Consider the following 16,877-nt stretch of genomic DNA (forward strand, 5'->3'; position numbering starts at 1 on the left):
TGAAACTTTAAACTTTAAAACAAATTTATTCCTTAACTCTTTCCATATAAGAACCCGTCGCCGTATCAATTTTGATTTTGTCGCCTTCATTGATAAATAAAGGAACGTTTACAGAAGCTCCAGTTTCTACTTTCGCAGGTTTGTGAGCATTTGTAGCAGTATTTCCTTTAACTCCTGGCTCAGTGTAAGTAACTTCTAAAACAATAGAAGCTGGCATATCTACAGAAAGTGGTAAATCAGTTTCTGTATTGATTTGTACCATTACCAAAGTTCCTTCTTTCAATAAATCTGGAGCATCAAGGATTTTTTTCTCTAATGTGATTTGCTCAAAATTTTCGGTATTCATAAAATGAAATTGGTCTCCTTCTGCATACAAATACTGATACGTTTGTGTTTCAACACGTACATCTTCAATCTTATGTCCTGCCGAAAAGGTATTGTCTAATACTTTTCCGTTCGTTAAACTTTTCATTTTTGTTCTCACGAAAGCTGGACCTTTTCCAGGTTTAACATGAAGAAATTCGATGATTTTATAAATATCGTGATTGAACTTGATGCATAATCCGTTTCTAATATCTGATGTAGATGCCATTGTATGTTTATTAGTTTATTTGTTTTTTCGTTTTAAAGAACTTCGACTGCGCTTGGTATGGTATTTTGAATGTTTTGTGCTCCTAAATACTAATTACTGAACACTGAATGAATACTTTTTTAATATGCTCCAGAATAGCCTTTCATGATACCTCTTGATGAGTTTCTGATAAAATCCAATATTTCATCGCGTTCTGGTGAAGCTGACATTTCCGCTTCAATGATACCAACAGCCTGCGACGTATTATAACTTTTTTGGTACAGAATCCTATAGATATCCTGAATCTCTCTGATTTTTTCTGCTGTAAATCCGCGTCTTCTCAATCCAACAGAATTGATTCCAACATAAGAAAGCGGCTCTTTTGCAGCTTTAGTATAAGGAGGGACATCTTTACGAACCAAGGAACCTCCAGAAATCATCGCGTGATCTCCAATATGAATGAACTGGTGAATTGCTGCTAAACCGCCTATGATTGCATAGTTTCCAACAATTACGTGTCCGGCCAAAGCCACACCGTTAACAATAATTGCGTTATCGCCAATATGACAATCGTGTGCTATATGCGCCGTTGCCATTATCAAACAGTTGTTTCCAATTTTTGTCTGACCAGAAGCTACTGTTCCTCTGTTGATCGTAACACATTCTCTAATAGTTACATTGTCACCAATTACTGCAAGTGAATCTTCACCTCCAAACTTCAAATCTTGTGGCACGGCAGAAATTACTGCTCCAGGGAAAATATTACAGTTTTTACCAATTCGTGCACCTTCCATGATGGTTACATTAGATCCAATCCAAGTTCCATCACCAATAATTACATTGTTGTGAATGGTTGTAAAAGGCTCTATAACTACATTTTTGGCAATTTTTGCTCCTGGATGTACGTATGCTAAGGGTTGATTCATTTGTCTTTTCTATTGTTTTTTATTAGTCAAATGTAATTCGCACTTTAAAATGTAATTGCAAACCACTCATTTCATTTGTTATAGTTTAGTTTATTCTGGCAATTTGAGCCATTAATTCTGCTTCAGCTACTAATTTTCCATTAGCATAAGCGCTTGCCTGCATGTGACAAATTCCTCTACGGATAGGAGAAATTAAATCACATTTAAACACCAAGGTATCCCCTGGTAACACTTTATGTTTGAACTTCACATTGTCGATTTTCATGAAGTACGTCAAATAATTTTCTGGATCTGGAACCGAACTTAAGATTAAAATTCCACCGGTTTGTGCCATGGCCTCAACAATGATTACTCCAGGCATTACTGGTGCTCCGGGAAAATGTCCAACGAAGAATGTTTCATTCATTGTTACATTTTTCAAACCTACAACATGACTATCGGACATTTCAATAATTCTGTCGATAAACAAAAAGGGCGGTCTGTGCGGAAGAATACTCATTATTTTATGAATATCCATCAAGGGTTCCAAGTGCAAATTAAAAACTGGAACTTGATTTTTCTGCTCAATCTTAATCATCTTAGATAATTTTTTTGCAAACTGAGTGTTTACGAAATGTCCCGGTTTATTCGCTATTACTTTTCCTTTGATTCTCATTCCAACCAAGGCTAAATCACCAATTACATCAAGTAATTTATGACGTGCGGCTTCGTTTGGATAGTGCAAAGTCAGGTTGTCCAGAATTCCATTTGGTTTAACCGAAATAGAATCTTTACCAAATGCAACTTTCAAATTTTCAATAGTTTTTGGAGAAATTTCTTTGTCAACATAAACGATGGCATTGTTCAAATCACCACCTTTTATTAAACCATTATCCAATAAAGTTTCTAATTCGTGAAGGAAACTAAAGGTTCGTGCATCAGCAATTTCAGACTTAAATTCTGAAATGTTTTTCATTGTAGCATTTTGAGTTCCTAAAACTTTAGTCCCAAAATCAACCATAGTCGTCACTTGATATTCATCTGCAGGCATTAAAAGGATTTCGCTTCCTGTAGCTTCATCTGTAAAAGAAATTACCTCTTTCACAACATAATAGCAACGTTCTGCATCCTGCTCTACCACTCCAGCTTTTTCGATAGCTTCCACAAAAAACTTAGAAGAACCATCCATAATTGGCGGCTCTGATTCGTTTAATTCAATAATTACGTTATCCACATCACAACCCACAAAGGCCGCTAATACATGCTCAGAAGTCTGGATTTTAACGCCACGCTTTTCAAGGTTTGTACCGCGTTGTGTATTTACTACATAACTGGCATCAGCCTCGATAACCGGGTGTCCTTCTAAATCTACTCTTACAAACGTATAACCGTTGTTAATTGGTGCAGGTTTAAAAGTCATTTTAACTTCTTTTCCTGTATGTAATCCAACTCCCGTAAGTGAAATCTCGTTTTGGATGGTCTTTTGTTTAACCATGAAATGCTTATTTAGTTTAGTTTAAATTATTCTTTTTTAAATCCTCAATATCAGCGACAATCTTAGGTAAATTTCTGAAATGAACATACGATTTACTGAAATCTCCATAATTAAATGCAGGTGATCCCTGAATTATTTCGCCATCTGCAATGCTTTTCCCTATTCCGGATTGCGCCTGAACACGGACGTTATTGCCAATTGTAATATGTCCAGCAATGCCAACTTGCCCACCAATCATACAGTTGTTCCCAATTTTAGTTGAGCCTGCGATTCCCGTTTGAGCTGCAATCACAGTATTTTCTCCAATTTCAACATTATGTGCCACCTGAATATGATTGTCTAGCTTTACTCCTTTTCGGATAAAAGTGGTTCCCAAGGTGGCTCTGTCTATCGTCGTATTGGCACCAATTTCAACATTATCTTCAATAATTACATTTCCAATTTGCGGAATTTTATTGAATGTTCCCTCTTCTGTAGGTGCAAAACCAAAACCATCAGAACCCACAACACACCCCGAATGGAAGTTGCAATTGCTACCAATTATAGTTTCAGAATATATTTTAACGCCTGCAAAAAAGATACAGTTGTCACCAATCGTAACATTATCACCTATAAAACAGTTTGGATAAATTTTCACATTTTTACCAATGATTACATTTTTACCAATATAACTAAAGCTTCCTAAATACAACTGTTCGCCATAAGTGACATTCTCTGAAATCATAGAAGGTTGTTCGATTCCGGATTTCATTAACTTCACCTGATTGTAATATTCTAATAATTTTGAAAATCCTTGATACGCATCCTCAACTTTAATTAATGTGGTAGTGAGTTCATTTTCAGGAACGAAATCCATATTGACAATGGTAATCGTTGCTGCAGTTGTATAAATGAAATTCGCATACTTTGGGTTAGCCAAAAATGTTAGCGAACCTTTAGTGCCTTCTTCAATCTTGGCTAATTTGAATACTTCGGCTTCAGGGTTTCCCACCACTTCACCTTCAAGAATTCCCGCTATTTGTGCTGCTGTAAATTTCATCGAGACAAAAGTATAAAAAAAACAATTTTAATGTTAAATTTCCTCAAGTTGTTTTGGGTAACAAATAAAATACTTAGTTACCGGTTTTGATAATGCTTTTAAATTTAATTGATCGGAAGCTTCAACAACATCTTCTATAGTGCGGTCTTTCTTCAATATACTAATGGGTTCAGCATCCTTGTTGTACGCCTGATTTTTAATCTTTCCTTTAAAAATGAAATATTTGGCTTCTTGTTCTGTTATAGAATGTTCTTTTGCAAAACGTTTCGTCATTTCTTCCAAAACTTCTTTAGGGAATTTTTCGTTGTTCAACTTCACTTTAGACAAATCCCTGTTGATAATCATTTTGCTTAAACTACTTAGAATAAAATCAGGATGATGTTGCCAATTTTTTAAAGCGCTAATAATATCAAAATCATCTAATTGTGAAAATTTATCTAAAGTATCATTTGAGAAATTTTCAAGTGTAATTTTATGCTCCATAAAGAACTTCAAAGGCTTACTACATTCAATCTCAATTCCTTTGTGAAGTACTTCTTTGGCTCTTTGTAATGCTTTTGTCAATGTCAATTCGGCTACCAAACTGGTTTTATGTAAATACGCTTGCCAATACATTAATCGCCTTGCCATTAGGAATTTTTCAATCGAATAAATTCCTTTTTCCTCCATAACCAAAACATCTTCCACCACATTCATCATTTGGATTAATCGGTCGGAATTGATATTTCCTTCCGCTACGCCCGAATAAAAACTATCACGTTTTAGATAATCCATTCGATCCATATCCAACTGACTTGAAATCAATTGCAACATGAATTTTCTATGATATTCTCCTTTAAAAACCTGAATTGCCAAACTTAATTCTTCGTCAAATTCTTCGTTAAGTTTATTCATGAACAATAACGAAATAGCTTCATGATTTACTTCTTCTACAATGCTGTGTTCCATTGCATGTGAAAAGGGTCCGTGACCAATATCGTGCAACAAAATAGCAATATATAAAGCATTTTCTTCGTCTTTTGAAATTAAAACCTCTTTAAAACGCAATACTTCTACAGCGCGTTGCATCATGTGCATCGCTCCAATTGCATGATGAAAACGGGTATGATGTGCGCCCGGATACACCAAATACGATAATCCCATTTGAGAAATACGCCGCAAACGCTGAAAGTAGGGATGCTGAATTAAATCATAAATCAACGTGTTCGGAATGGTTATAAACCCATAAATCGGATCGTTGAATATTTTAAGTTTGTTGGTGTTACTCACAAATTTTGGGTTTTAGTAAAGATATTCATTTAAACCAAAGCTTTAAAGTAGTTCAGTAATAGTTTGCCATTCTCTCGTGTTGGCGTAAAAATCTCTAATAGCATTGGCTTTTCATTTTGGCTGTACAAATTTGACAATTCCTTTTTCAAAGAAGTTTCATCACTTGCGAAAGCATATTCTAGCCGATACATTTTAGCCAAATGTTCCGCTGTCAAGCAATGTGATGTCTCAAAAAAGGTGTTGAATGTTTCCGTGTCGTTATGTCCTGGGAGAATTCTAAATATTCCACCGCCGCCATTGTTTATTAGTATAATTTTAAAGTTTTTCGGAATGTAATTGTTCCAAAGCGCATTGCTATCGTATAAAAAACCAACGTCGCCCGAAATTAAAACAGTAGCTTTTTTACTTCCAACAGCTGCGCCTATTGCAGTTGATGTACATCCATCTATGCCGCTTGTTCCTCTATTACAGAAAACTTCTATCGATTTGTCAATGTCGAATAATTGTGCATAGCGAATAGGTGAACTGTTACTAATTTGTAACTGTACCTTTTTGGGCAAACTAGAAAAGATTATTTCAAATGCTTTTAAATCGGAAAACGGAATTTTAAAAAGATAGTCATCGTGTTTCACAATTCGCTGCTGGACAATAGTTTCAAAAGTTGATTTGTAATCGCTGTCTAGACTTTTAACAAACGGCAGAAACTGCTTAAAAAACTGATTTGGGCTCACTTTAAAATGATTGGTCAGTATACCAAAAGTATCATAAGCGCGCCATTCGTCAATATGCCAATGATGTCTTGGTTTGTTTTTTCTAAGAAACGCTTTAATTCTTTTGGATACAATCATTCCACCAAAAGTGATCAAAATCCTAGGTTGCAATTTCAAAAATTCAGCTTGCGAAAATGGCGTAATTAAAGTATCTATTTTAGTAATAAAACTTGGATGATGTAAATTAGAAGTTGTTTCCGTCATTACAACAACCGATGGGAATTCGGCCAATTGGTCCAACCATCTTTGTTCTACCGAATTTGGAGCACATTCGCCCACCAAAACCAAAACTTTTTTGCTGTGATTCCATAAGGTGGAAAACGCAATTATATCAGCAACATCGACCAATGGATGCGTTATGTGTAAACCAGTAATATTATAATCAACTGAAAGTTTATTGGTGGTTTCATACAAAGGTTCTTCAAATGGTACGTTGATATGAACTGTCCCTTTTCGGGCAATGGCGACATTTATGGCTTCGTTTATAAAAACATCATTTGCTTCGGATGCATCTTCGGTAAGATTGGCATTGTATAACGAATGATTGATGAAAACATTTTCCTGACGAATAGTTTGTCCGTCGCCAATATCAATTTTGTCAAAAGGTCGGTCGGCAGAAATTACGATAAAAGGAATTTGACTGTAGAAAGCTTCGGCCAAAGCCGGATAATAATTCAATAACGCCGAACCTGAAGTACAAACGACAGCAACCGGTTTTTTCGTTTGTTGTGCAATTCCCAACGCAAAAAATGCCGCACAACGTTCGTCAGCAATGCTATAACAATTGAATTTGGGATTATTGGTAAATCCAATTGTTAAAGGTGCGTTTCTGGAACCCGGTGAAATAATAATATCGTGAACTCCTTTGGCATGGCATATTTCGATAATGCTTTGCGCTAAAGGTATTTTAGGATAAATCATTGTTGTTTTTATAAGGATAACAAATATACAAAGTTGTTCAGCTTTTTCAATACTGTAATTTGTTTTCTTACTTTTACGACTACTTTTTTTAGCTATGGAAATCAAAATTAGACCTTACACCACTGCGGATGCCAAAGCCATCGTGGAAATTCTCAATTATTATATTCAGAACTCGACCGCTTTATACGATTATCAAAACCGAACTAAGGAACAACAGCAAGCTATATTTGACGAAAAGCTACAGAAAGGTTTCCCAGTAATTGTTGTAACAATAAACGAGCGAATTGTGGGTTTTGGCTATTATAGTGAGTTCCGCTTTCGCGAAGCCTATAAATTTACTGTAGAACATTCGGTTTATGTAGCTCCAAACGAGCACGGAAAGGGAATTGGCAAAGTACTATTGCAAAAGCTGATTGCTCTGGCTAAAGAACAAAAGTTGCATACAATGGTTGCCGTAATTGATTCTGAGAATCAAAGCAGTATTAGTTTTCACCAGCAATTCGGTTTTGAAATAGTTGGAACTATAAAGGAAAGCGGTTTTAAGTTTGAACGATGGTTGCACAGTGTTATTATGCAACTTTTATTAGAATAGAATTAGATTATATCAATTCCGATTTCTTCGAGAATACCTAAAAGATAACTACTTTGATTGGGATTGTATTTTTCGATGCCGCTTTGGTACCATTTTGAGATCACGTCAATTTGGAATGAGGTATAATCATCATCATTTATTCTAATGCCCAGCATTCCGGCCAAAAGGAAATCCTCTAAAACTTTGTTGGTAACAATCAATTTTGGGATGCCGTGAACCACTTTTCCATTCATTCGTTCATAGTCTTGTCGACCTTGATTGAAACCGCTAGCAAAAGCTTCTTTTCGATTTTGGTTAATTGTTATGTAGGGATTTAAGCCGCTAGAATATCCTTCTAAATACTCTTGTCTGTATATTGGATTGAATATATTATTCATAGTGTAATCGTTGTGGTATTTGATTTTCTAACCCAAACTTATTAACAAAAAATGACTAATTGTTTAAAAATCGTTTAACGGAAAAAAAAACCTTCAAATCACAAGTGCGATGACGTTTGTCGATAAAATCTACTTTTTATACTGTGGCGTATGTTCAAGAATCAAACTCAAAAAAAATAACTATATTGTAATCCTTAAATAGATCATTGATGGAAACTACAAAATTTAACATCGCCGTTTTAATCGATGGCGATAATGCCCAACCCAAATTAATCAAAGAAATCCTTGAAGAAGTTTCTAAATATGGAAAAGCAACCATTAGAAGAATTTATGGTGATTGGACGCAAACAAACATGAATGGATGGAAAGAAATCATCAATCAGTATTCCATCAGTCCGATTCAGAAATTTGCCTATACAACGGGAAAAAACTCAACCGATAGCTCGCTGATTATTGAAGCAATGGATATACTTCACAGCAAAAATGTTGAAGGCTTTTGTATTGTTTCTAGCGATAGTGATTACACCGGTTTGGCAAAAAGAATTAGAGAAGAAGGACTTTTTGTTATGGGAATAGGGCAAAAGAAAACCCCAAGTGCTTTTGTTCAATCCTGTGAAATATTTACGTTTTCGGAAAATCTTTTTGCAGAACATGAAATCATTCCAATCACTAAAAAGAAAACTACTGCAAAAGAAATAGCAGTTAAAGAAAGCGACGTAGCAAAGATTAATCTTTCGATTATTGATAAAGCTTTTGATATTTCAGCCAATGAAGATGACGAAGCTTATATTTCAAATATTGGAGCCAATCTTCGTAAAATTTCACCAAGTTTTGACTCCAGAACTTTTGGATTTAGGAACTTAACCAAACTATTTGAAAGTATCGAAAAATATCAAGTCGTAAAGAATATTGTTAACGGATTAAACCATCCATTGGTAAGACTTAAATAAAAATACGATTTTAAGGAAAATTTAAAAGTTCAATGTTTTGTTTTTTTATCAAATAGATTATTTTTGACCGTCTTAAATAACACATTGTAGTTTTATGAAGAAAATACTTTTTGCTCTTGTCTTATTTTTATCTTCATTTTTTGCCGTTGCACAATCGGGATATGAAATAACAATAAACTTAAAAAACTGTCCTGATACCTTGGCATATCTTACATACTACCAGTTCGATAAAACCTTAATTAAAGATACTTGCACCACTATTAAAGATGGTAAAATTGTTTTCACAGGAAAAAATAAACTTGACAAAGGAATTTACTCCTTAGTAAGTCAGAAAAAAGCAATTTACTTTGATTTCTTTATTGATGATACTACGCAAAAACTAGAAATGTCAAGTGTGGCCAGCCCAAATATTGGTAAAGAATTAAAAGCTTTGAATTCCCCTCTGGAAAACGAATTCTTCAACTACATTCAATTTGTCAACCAACAGAATGTGAATTTCCAAGCCTATAAATCCGGAAAACAATTTCTAACAAAGAAGGATACACTTGCGCTGAAAGAGAAAGAAAAAGAATTTGAACGGAACATTAATTTGTATGAGTCTAACTTCTTATCAACTCACAAAGGGACTTATATTGGTGATGTGATGAATTTGAAAGTAGAAAAATTACTTAAAGAAATTCCAAAAGCATCTAACGGAAGACCCGATAGCATTAAGGTCTTCAAGTATTATAAAAGCCATTACTGGGACGATGTGAATTTTGCAGATGACGGTATAGTGCGCAATCCGTTTTTTAATACTAAAGTAAAAAAGTATTTTGAGTCGATTATCATTTCGCATCCGGATAGCGTTGCTGTTGAAATAGATAAAATAATGAGTAAAACAAAACCCGGAACATTAACGCACAAGCTTCTGCTGGCTCATTTTACCTATACTTACGAAACCTCAAAAATGATGGGATTTGACAAAGTATTTGTACACATGTCAGATACTTATTTTAAAACCGGTAAAGCAAACGGTATTTATGAAGATCCAGAAATTGTACAGAAAATCATCAGACGTGCCGATAAGCTTAAGCCTTTATTGGTTGGAGCAGCAGCTCAAGATTTACTCATGATTAAGGCAGAAGATTTTAGCAAAATGAAAGCTATGGGATTTGAAAATGCTAAAAACAGCGAAGAAATGACCACTGTTTATTATAAGAATGTAACTGCAGTTACTAAATTATATATGAAATTAAGCGATGTTAAAGCAGATTACACGGTACTTGTTTTTTGGGATGTGGATTGTGGCCATTGCCAAAAGGAAATTCCAAAATTGCTTGAATCCTATAATGAAATGTTGAAAGAAAAAATGAATGTAAAAGTTTACAGCGTTTACATGCAACATGAAGGTGAAAAATACTTGAAATATATAGCGGATAATAAACTTCCATGGATAAACGTTTATGATGGCGCACACTACAACAATGCGATTGAAAAATATGATGTATACTCTACGCCTGTGATTTATATTTTAGATAAAAATAAAATTATCAAAGCAAAACGTATTGATGCTGAGCAAGTAAAACCTATGATTAAATTACTGGAACAAGAATCCAAAAACTTGAAATAATGAAACCAATAGAAATCAAAACATTAAGCGTCGCAGAACTCCAAAAAAGAGAAAAAACTGCTACGGCAATGAGTTGGTTAATGGGGACCATAATACTCATCCAACTCATATCTGGTATTTATTTAACAACGCAACAAGGATTTAATGTATTCCTAATGTTACCCTTAGTATTTATACCCTTACTTATTGTAAATATTGCGAACGTCAAAAAAATAAAGGAAGAAATAGCCCGTCGTCGAAAAAAATAACTATTCTTCTTCTAGATTCATATATTTCCCTTTTTTGCTTCCTTCATACATTTCGTATTTTACCAAACGCGCTTCCAAACTTCCGTTGAAAAGCTTAATTTTTCGTGAAGGTCTTAGCCCAACAAACTTTAAAGCTTCCAGGTTTGCCGTAATAAACCAAGCATTCGTGTTGGGATAATTATTTTTCAACGTATCCCCTATTTCTCGGTAAAAACGTTCCAATTCAATGTTCAATCGTTCCCCATAAGGTGGATTGAAAACCATTTGTAACGGTCCCGTATTTTCTTTTTTAGTTTCAAAAAAATCAGCTTGGCTTATGGTAATATAATCATCCAGATTAGCATTCAGTATATTGTCTTTAGCTTTTTGAACCGCACTTGGCGCTTTGTCGTATCCCGTTATAGTGTAATGAAATTCACGGGTTCGCTTCATTAAGGCATCAATGATTTGATCGAATAAATCGTTATCCCAATCGCTCCATTTTTCGAATGCAAATTCTTTTCTGTTAATGTTAGCCGGAATATTACAGGCAATCATAGCGGCTTCCGCCAATACGGTTCCCGAGCCACACATCGGATCTAAAAAATCGCTTTTCCCTTCCCAACCTGCCAACAATAACATTCCAGCGGCCAAAACTTCATTTATCGGAGCAATATTGGTAGCTGTTTTGTAACCTCTTTGGTGTAATGAAGCTCCAGAAGTATCTAATGCAACTGAAACTTGATCTCTATCAATGTGAATATTGATTCTTAAATCCGGATGGTCTTTTTCTACACTTGGTCGTTGTCCTGATTTCTCCCGAAATTGATCAACAATCGCATCTTTAGCTTTTTGAGAAACAAACTGCGAATGTTTAAAATTATCCGAATGAATCGTGGTATCGATAACAAACGTTTGATTTTCATTTAGGTATTTAGACCAATCAATTCCCTGAATGCCTTTATACAAATTTTGATCGTTCGTAGCTTTGAAATAATAAATCGGTTTTAATATTTTTAAGGCAGTTCGCAAGGACAAATTGGCTTTGTACATAAAACCTTTATCTCCTTTAAAAGTGACAGCTCGTGTGCCAATTTCAACATCTTGCGCGCCTAATTGCTGTAATTCTTTTGCTAATAGTTCTTCAAAACCAAAAAAGGTTTTGGCAATCATTTTAAAATTCTCCATGTTCAATATCAATTTCAATAGCAATATCAATAGTCTATTTGCTATAACTTCGGCAAAAATACATTAAATTTGCGCGTTCAGAATTGATTTGAAAAGAATAAATGTCTACACCAGAAAATACGAAATCCGAAATCACCAGTCTTAAATCAGAAAAATGGTATTCTTCTTGGTTTGACACGCCTTATTATCACATACTTTACAAAGATAGAAATTACCGTGAAGCCCAAATTTTCATGGACAACTTGACGCATTATTTAAATCTACCCGAAAAAGCAAAGGTTTTAGACTTGGCTTGTGGAAAAGGGAGACATTCTATTTACTTGAATCAATTAGGATTTGATGTTGTAGGTGCTGATTTATCCGAAAACAGTATCGCGGAAGCCAAAATAAACGAGAATGATACCTTACATTTTTTGGTTCATGACAAACGAGAACCTTTTGATGCTAAGTTTGATGCGATTTTCAATTTGTTTACCAGCTTTGGTTATTTTGAAAACCGTGAAGATGATATCAAAACATTACTGGCAATTAAAGAAAGTCTTTCAGATTATGGTTTTGCCGTAATCGATTTTATGAATTCACAGCAGGTTATCGAGAATCTGATTCCAGAAGAAATTAAAGAAGTAGACGGAATTACATTTTATATTAAACGATTTGTAGTCGATGGTTTTATTACCAAACAAATTGATTTTGAAGACAAAGGTGAAAAATTTCAGTTCACAGAAAAAGTCAGAGCCTACACTTTAGAAGATTTCCAAAATATGATGGATGAAACTGGAATATACCTCCTGGATACTTTTGGAGATTATAAGCTGAAGAAATTCCACAAAAACACAAGTGAACGTTTAATAATGATTTTTAAATAGTGGATGCGGTAATTCGGTGATTTGTTGATTTGTTAAATCTGAATTCAAATAACCAAATATCCAAATAACCAAATCAAAACGAATGAACTACTTACTTCCTTTACTTTCAGTACTTATTGGCTACTTAATTGCTATTTTACTTAAACCAAAAGTCAAGCAAAATTTAAAACTTTTATTGGCCTTTAGTGGTTCGTTTTTATTGTCATTAACTGTTATGCATTTGCTTCCTGAAGTATATGAAAGCCACACTAAAAATGTTGGAATTTTCATTATGTGTGGAATATTATTCCAAATCATTTTAGAATTTTTTTCCAAAGGTGCGGAACACGGACATGTGCATGGTCATGATAAAATGATAAAAATGCCTTGGTTATTGTTTATCAGTTTGTGTATTCACGCTTTTCTCGAAGGTTTTCCTGTGGGACATCATCACGATTTGGCATACGGAATTGCGATCCACCACTTACCTATCGCGATTATTTTAACTACATTTTTCATAAATGCACAATTGAATAAAACAGTTTTGTTATTATTCATGTTGACTTTTGCGCTTATGACTCCGCTTGGTACTTTGGTTTCAGATAGTGTACCAATAGTAAATCAATATTACACCGAAATAACAGCCGTTGTAATTGGAATTCTATTCCATATTTCTTCTACCATTATCTTTGAAAGTAGTGAAGGTCACAAATTCAACCTTGCTAAAGTATCGATGATTATTTTAGGGATTGTATTAGCAAGTTTTTTATAAAACTTTGTAACTTTGAAACTTTGCTACAATAAAAAATGAACTTCATAAAAACCACCGAACAATCCTCCAAATACGAACATTTAGAAAAAATGTCAGTTGCCGATTTGTTATTCAATATTAATAGTGAAGATAAAACGGTACCGCTTGCGGTTGAAAAAGCATTGCCACAAATAGCAGCATTGGTTACCAAAACCGTCGAAAAAATGAAACTCGGTGGTCGCCTTTTCTACATTGGTGCCGGCACTTCCGGTCGATTGGGAATTGTTGATGCTTCTGAATGTCCGCCTACTTTTGGAGTTCAATTTGATTTGGTTAATGGAATTATTGCTGGCGGTGATAAAGCCATTCGACGTGCCGTTGAAAATGCTGAAGACAATACTACACAAGCTTGGGTTGATTTACAAGAACAAAATATTAGTGAAAATGATATTGTAATTGGAATCGCAGCATCAGGAACAACGCCTTATGTAATTGGTGGTTTAGAAAAATGCAACGAAAATAATATCAGTACTGGGTCTATTTCTTGTAATGACGGAAGTCCCATTGGTTTAATTGCCAAATTTCCAGTGGTTGTTGTGGTTGGTCCCGAATTCGTTACCGGAAGTTCGCGAATGAAAGCTGGAACAGCTCAGAAATTAGTCCTGAATATGATTTCCACAGCGACAATGATTCAGCTTGGAAAAGTAAAAGGAAACAAAATGGTTGATATGCAATTGAGTAACGACAAATTAGTGGATCGTGGCGTAAAAATGATCATGGGTGAAATTCCAGTGAATTATGAAATAGCAGCGGCTTTATTGAAAGAATTTGGGAGCGTCAGAAATGCCGTTGATCAGTACAATAAATAAAAAACAATTTTGAAATCATGAGTAAAAATATTCTTTTACTGTTTACATTACTAATCGGATTTACCACTTTTTCTCAAGGATTAACTTTGGGCGACAGTTCGCCAAAACCACTAAAATTAGAAAACGGAAAAATATATCAAGACGGTGTTCAGGTGCCCAGTTATCAGATGAAAAAAATACTAGCATCAAACCTTCATTCATTAAAGGTATATCAGCAAGCCAAGTCAAAGGAAACTATTGGCACCACTTTATTGGGATTGGGAGCTACTTTAACTATCGTTGATTTAGCGATTGGATTATTTTCGGATGCAAAATATCCAACGGCATTGACTTATGCTGGTGTCGGAATGATTGCCGTATCTATTCCGGTATTATCTGGAAGATCAAAAAAAATGGAAGAGGTCGTTCAATCGTATAATGACGGTCTCAAAAATACCACTTCATTAGAGTTCGATTTAAATGCTGTAGCGAATCAGAATGGAGTCGGACTCCAAATCAAATTTTAACATGTCAGACAACAAAAAGCTTTTTAATAAAGGGGTAAAATTTATGCTTTATGCCTTACCGCTAATGTTTATTGGACCAAGCGTAATTTACAACGCATGGATTAATAAGGAAAACGTTTGGCATTATGTAGTTTTGGGTTTTGGGATTTTTATATGTTTTATGGCAGTATATTTTTTGTTCAAAGGAGTTAAAAACCTTATAGACGGACTTTTTGAATATGATAAATAAGAACTACTGAAAATTTCACCCATGATGAACTCGATAAACTAAAATAAATTAGCCCGGATTGCAGTGGAAATCCTTTTTTAGGATTGCCCTATAGCAAAGCGGAAGGGAAATCATAACAAAAGATTGAAACGGAAAGCCGGAAATGGCTTCTAAAATAAATTCAGGTTAAATTCAAATAAAAACACACTGAACTAAATTCAGCATAAATGAAAAAAATAACACTACTCCTGCTCACTTTAACTATACTTTCTTGCAACCAAAAAGAGCGCGATTGCACCGATTTTAGAACCGGCAAATTTAAATTTGTTCAGGATATTAATGGTAAAAAACACACATCAACATTCGTCCGTACGGAAAACATTCAGATCGAAACTTATAACGGAAAAACTGATTCAGCATCGGTACGTTGGGTAAACGACTGCGAATTCATTTTACAAAAACTACATCCTAAATCGATGGAAGAAGAAAAGGCAATTAGTATGAAAATTTTGTATACGGAGAAGAACTCGTATACCTTTGAATATTCCTTTGTAGGAAGCAATAAAAAACAACGTGGTAGTGCCATTAAAGTCGACTAACAGCATTTTATGCTAAACTAAAATTAAAAAAATGGAAGTTTTATTTACACCAAATGCAGTAATTGCACTATTAACATTAACCTTTTTAGAAATTATCCTGGGGATTGACAATATTGTATTTCTTTCGATCGTTTCAGGAAAACTTAAAGAAGAAGACCAACCCAAAGCGCGACGAATTGGACTATTGTTAGCCATGCTTTTCAGGATTATATTGCTATTTGGAATTACCTGGGTTTTGAATTTACAGGATACATTGTTATCAATAGATTGGGGTTTCTTTGAAGCGCACATTACAGGACAAAGTTTAATTATTTTTGGTGGTGGTTTGTTTCTATTGTATAAATCAGTTTCTGAAATTCACCATAAATTAGAAGGAGATGAAGAAGGAACTACGGGAAAAGCGAGTGCTACTTTGTCTCAGGCCATACTTCAAATTGCCTTATTAAATATTGTTTTTTCTTTCGATAGTATTTTAACTGCAGTTGGAATGGTCAGCATGAAAGACCCTTCAGAGGGCGGTTTTGGTTACGAGGGTGCTCTGATTATTATGATTCTTTCTGTCGTTATTTCTATTGTAATTATGATGATTTTTGCAGGCCCAGTTTCTAAGTTTGTGAATGAACATCCGACTATTCAAATTCTTGGTTTGTCATTTTTAATCTTAATCGGAGTAATGCTTCTGGCCGAAGGATCGCATTTGGCACATTTCCGTTTTGGGAACGATGTAGAAGTTGGTGTAATTCCGAAAGGTTATTTATACTTTGCTATTTTCTTCTCTTTATTTGTAGAATTCCTCAATTTGAAAATGAAAAAAGGCAGAAAGGCTGTTAAGCTTCGTAATAGCGAAATTATCGACAATAAGTTGAAAGATACAGATGCTACGAATTAGTAGCGAACGGTTCGGGATTTATCAGTAATGGTAATTCCTGCTATTCATTGCAATAAAAAAAGCTTCCAATTCGGAAGCTTTTTTTATTTTCATTGCTATCAGGGCTAGATAGGAATTGTATTTTTAAACCAGACAGGTTTTTAAAACCTTTCAGCAGCATTATTTTTGTTTCAAATTTAATTTTGCAAACGATTTTGAAACAAGTTGTGTTTCAATTTTAATTTTGCAAACGATTTTGAATGACTAGTCCTAAATAATCGATACAGATTATAAGACAAAAATAGATAGATTAAA

General features: G+C 34.4%; 19 protein-coding genes. 11 read left to right on the forward strand and 8 right to left on the reverse strand.

The window, feature by feature from the left end; all coding sequences use genetic code 11:
- Nucleotides 1-25 precede the first annotated feature (25 nt).
- From efp to menD, 6 genes are all read right to left on the reverse strand, one after another.
- Nucleotides 26-592 carry an elongation factor P gene (efp, locus tag PSU83_RS04790; protein WP_300587287.1) on the reverse strand — a complete coding sequence of 189 codons (567 nt, stop codon included), beginning with the start codon at nt 590-592 and terminating at the stop codon, nt 26-28.
- A gap of 119 nt (nt 593-711) precedes the next feature.
- Nucleotides 712-1,497, reverse strand: a complete 786-nt coding sequence (gene lpxA, locus PSU83_RS04795) for an acyl-ACP--UDP-N-acetylglucosamine O-acyltransferase (RefSeq protein WP_300587288.1) — start codon at nt 1,495-1,497, stop codon at nt 712-714.
- Between the two features lie 85 nt (nt 1,498-1,582).
- A complete protein-coding gene (locus PSU83_RS04800) occupies nt 1,583-2,971 on the reverse strand; it encodes a bifunctional UDP-3-O-[3-hydroxymyristoyl] N-acetylglucosamine deacetylase/3-hydroxyacyl-ACP dehydratase (RefSeq protein ID WP_300587290.1) in 1,389 nt (462 codons plus the stop codon).
- A 16-nt stretch (nt 2,972-2,987) separates the two neighbouring features.
- Nucleotides 2,988-4,010: a UDP-3-O-(3-hydroxymyristoyl)glucosamine N-acyltransferase gene (gene lpxD, locus PSU83_RS04805; RefSeq protein WP_300587292.1), complete on the reverse strand. Its 1,023-nt coding sequence runs from the start codon at nt 4,008-4,010 to the stop codon at nt 2,988-2,990.
- Nucleotides 4,011-4,043: 33 nt separating this feature from the next.
- Nucleotides 4,044-5,279 (reverse strand): HD domain-containing protein, encoded by a 1,236-nt coding sequence (locus tag PSU83_RS04810; protein ID WP_300587294.1) that lies wholly within the window; start codon nt 5,277-5,279, stop codon nt 4,044-4,046.
- A 29-nt stretch (nt 5,280-5,308) separates the two neighbouring features.
- Nucleotides 5,309-6,970 carry a 2-succinyl-5-enolpyruvyl-6-hydroxy-3-cyclohexene-1-carboxylic-acid synthase gene (gene menD, locus PSU83_RS04815; protein WP_300587296.1) on the reverse strand — a complete coding sequence of 554 codons (1,662 nt, stop codon included), beginning with the start codon at nt 6,968-6,970 and terminating at the stop codon, nt 5,309-5,311.
- A 94-nt stretch (nt 6,971-7,064) separates the two neighbouring features.
- On the opposite strand from menD, the gene PSU83_RS04820 reads away from it, so the two are divergent.
- Complete coding sequence (locus PSU83_RS04820) at nt 7,065-7,562, forward strand: GNAT family N-acetyltransferase (protein WP_300587298.1); 498 nt, start codon at nt 7,065-7,067, stop codon at nt 7,560-7,562.
- Between the two features lie 2 nt (nt 7,563-7,564).
- Here the strand turns inward: PSU83_RS04820 and PSU83_RS04825 are convergent, their stop codons facing one another.
- On the reverse strand, nt 7,565-7,939 hold the full coding sequence (locus PSU83_RS04825; protein WP_300587300.1) for a hypothetical protein: 375 nt from the start codon (nt 7,937-7,939) through the stop codon (nt 7,565-7,567).
- Nucleotides 7,940-8,148: 209 nt separating this feature from the next.
- On the opposite strand from PSU83_RS04825, the gene PSU83_RS04830 reads away from it, so the two are divergent.
- From PSU83_RS04830 to PSU83_RS04840, 3 genes are all read left to right on the forward strand, one after another.
- Nucleotides 8,149-8,889 carry an NYN domain-containing protein gene (locus PSU83_RS04830; RefSeq protein WP_300587303.1) on the forward strand — a complete coding sequence of 247 codons (741 nt, stop codon included), beginning with the start codon at nt 8,149-8,151 and terminating at the stop codon, nt 8,887-8,889.
- A 94-nt stretch (nt 8,890-8,983) separates the two neighbouring features.
- Nucleotides 8,984-10,501, forward strand: coding sequence for a thioredoxin-like domain-containing protein (locus PSU83_RS04835; protein ID WP_300587305.1), 1,518 nt, complete (start codon nt 8,984-8,986; stop codon nt 10,499-10,501).
- Nucleotides 10,501-10,749 carry a hypothetical protein gene (locus PSU83_RS04840; protein ID WP_300587308.1) on the forward strand — a complete coding sequence of 83 codons (249 nt, stop codon included), beginning with the start codon at nt 10,501-10,503 and terminating at the stop codon, nt 10,747-10,749. The genes PSU83_RS04835 and PSU83_RS04840 overlap by 1 nt, the downstream gene beginning before the upstream one ends.
- Here PSU83_RS04840 and PSU83_RS04845 read toward each other — a convergent pair whose 3' ends face one another.
- Nucleotides 10,750-11,916: a THUMP domain-containing protein gene (locus PSU83_RS04845; protein WP_300587310.1), complete on the reverse strand. Its 1,167-nt coding sequence runs from the start codon at nt 11,914-11,916 to the stop codon at nt 10,750-10,752. It lies immediately after the preceding gene.
- Between the two features lie 101 nt (nt 11,917-12,017).
- On the opposite strand from PSU83_RS04845, the gene PSU83_RS04850 reads away from it, so the two are divergent.
- The 7 genes from PSU83_RS04850 to PSU83_RS04880 all read left to right on the forward strand — a co-directional run bounded on the left by PSU83_RS04850 (nt 12,018) and on the right by PSU83_RS04880 (nt 16,583).
- Entirely contained in the window at nt 12,018-12,782 is a 765-nt protein-coding gene (locus PSU83_RS04850; RefSeq protein WP_300587312.1) for a class I SAM-dependent methyltransferase, read from the forward strand.
- Nucleotides 12,783-12,864: 82 nt separating this feature from the next.
- The gene (locus PSU83_RS04855) at nt 12,865-13,533 is read left to right on the forward strand and encodes a ZIP family metal transporter (RefSeq protein ID WP_300587314.1); all 669 of its coding nucleotides are present in this window, start codon (nt 12,865-12,867) and stop codon (nt 13,531-13,533) included.
- Between the two features lie 35 nt (nt 13,534-13,568).
- Nucleotides 13,569-14,381: an N-acetylmuramic acid 6-phosphate etherase gene (gene murQ / locus PSU83_RS04860; RefSeq protein ID WP_300587316.1), complete on the forward strand. Its 813-nt coding sequence runs from the start codon at nt 13,569-13,571 to the stop codon at nt 14,379-14,381.
- Nucleotides 14,382-14,398: 17 nt separating this feature from the next.
- The gene (locus PSU83_RS04865; RefSeq protein WP_300587320.1) at nt 14,399-14,887 is read left to right on the forward strand and encodes a hypothetical protein; all 489 of its coding nucleotides are present in this window, start codon (nt 14,399-14,401) and stop codon (nt 14,885-14,887) included.
- Nucleotide 14,888: 1 nt separating this feature from the next.
- Nucleotides 14,889-15,116 carry a DUF6095 family protein gene (locus tag PSU83_RS04870; protein ID WP_300587323.1) on the forward strand — a complete coding sequence of 76 codons (228 nt, stop codon included), beginning with the start codon at nt 14,889-14,891 and terminating at the stop codon, nt 15,114-15,116.
- Nucleotides 15,117-15,322: 206 nt separating this feature from the next.
- Nucleotides 15,323-15,694, forward strand: a complete 372-nt coding sequence (locus tag PSU83_RS04875; RefSeq protein ID WP_300587326.1) for a DNA topoisomerase IV — start codon at nt 15,323-15,325, stop codon at nt 15,692-15,694.
- 31 nt (nt 15,695-15,725) lie between these two features.
- Nucleotides 15,726-16,583 carry a TerC family protein gene (locus tag PSU83_RS04880; protein ID WP_300587327.1) on the forward strand — a complete coding sequence of 286 codons (858 nt, stop codon included), beginning with the start codon at nt 15,726-15,728 and terminating at the stop codon, nt 16,581-16,583.
- The last annotated feature ends 294 nt before the right edge of the window (nt 16,584-16,877 follow it).

It is taken from the genome of Flavobacterium sp., from assembly GCF_029945805.1.
Lineage (GTDB): Bacteria > Bacteroidota > Bacteroidia > Flavobacteriales > Flavobacteriaceae > Flavobacterium.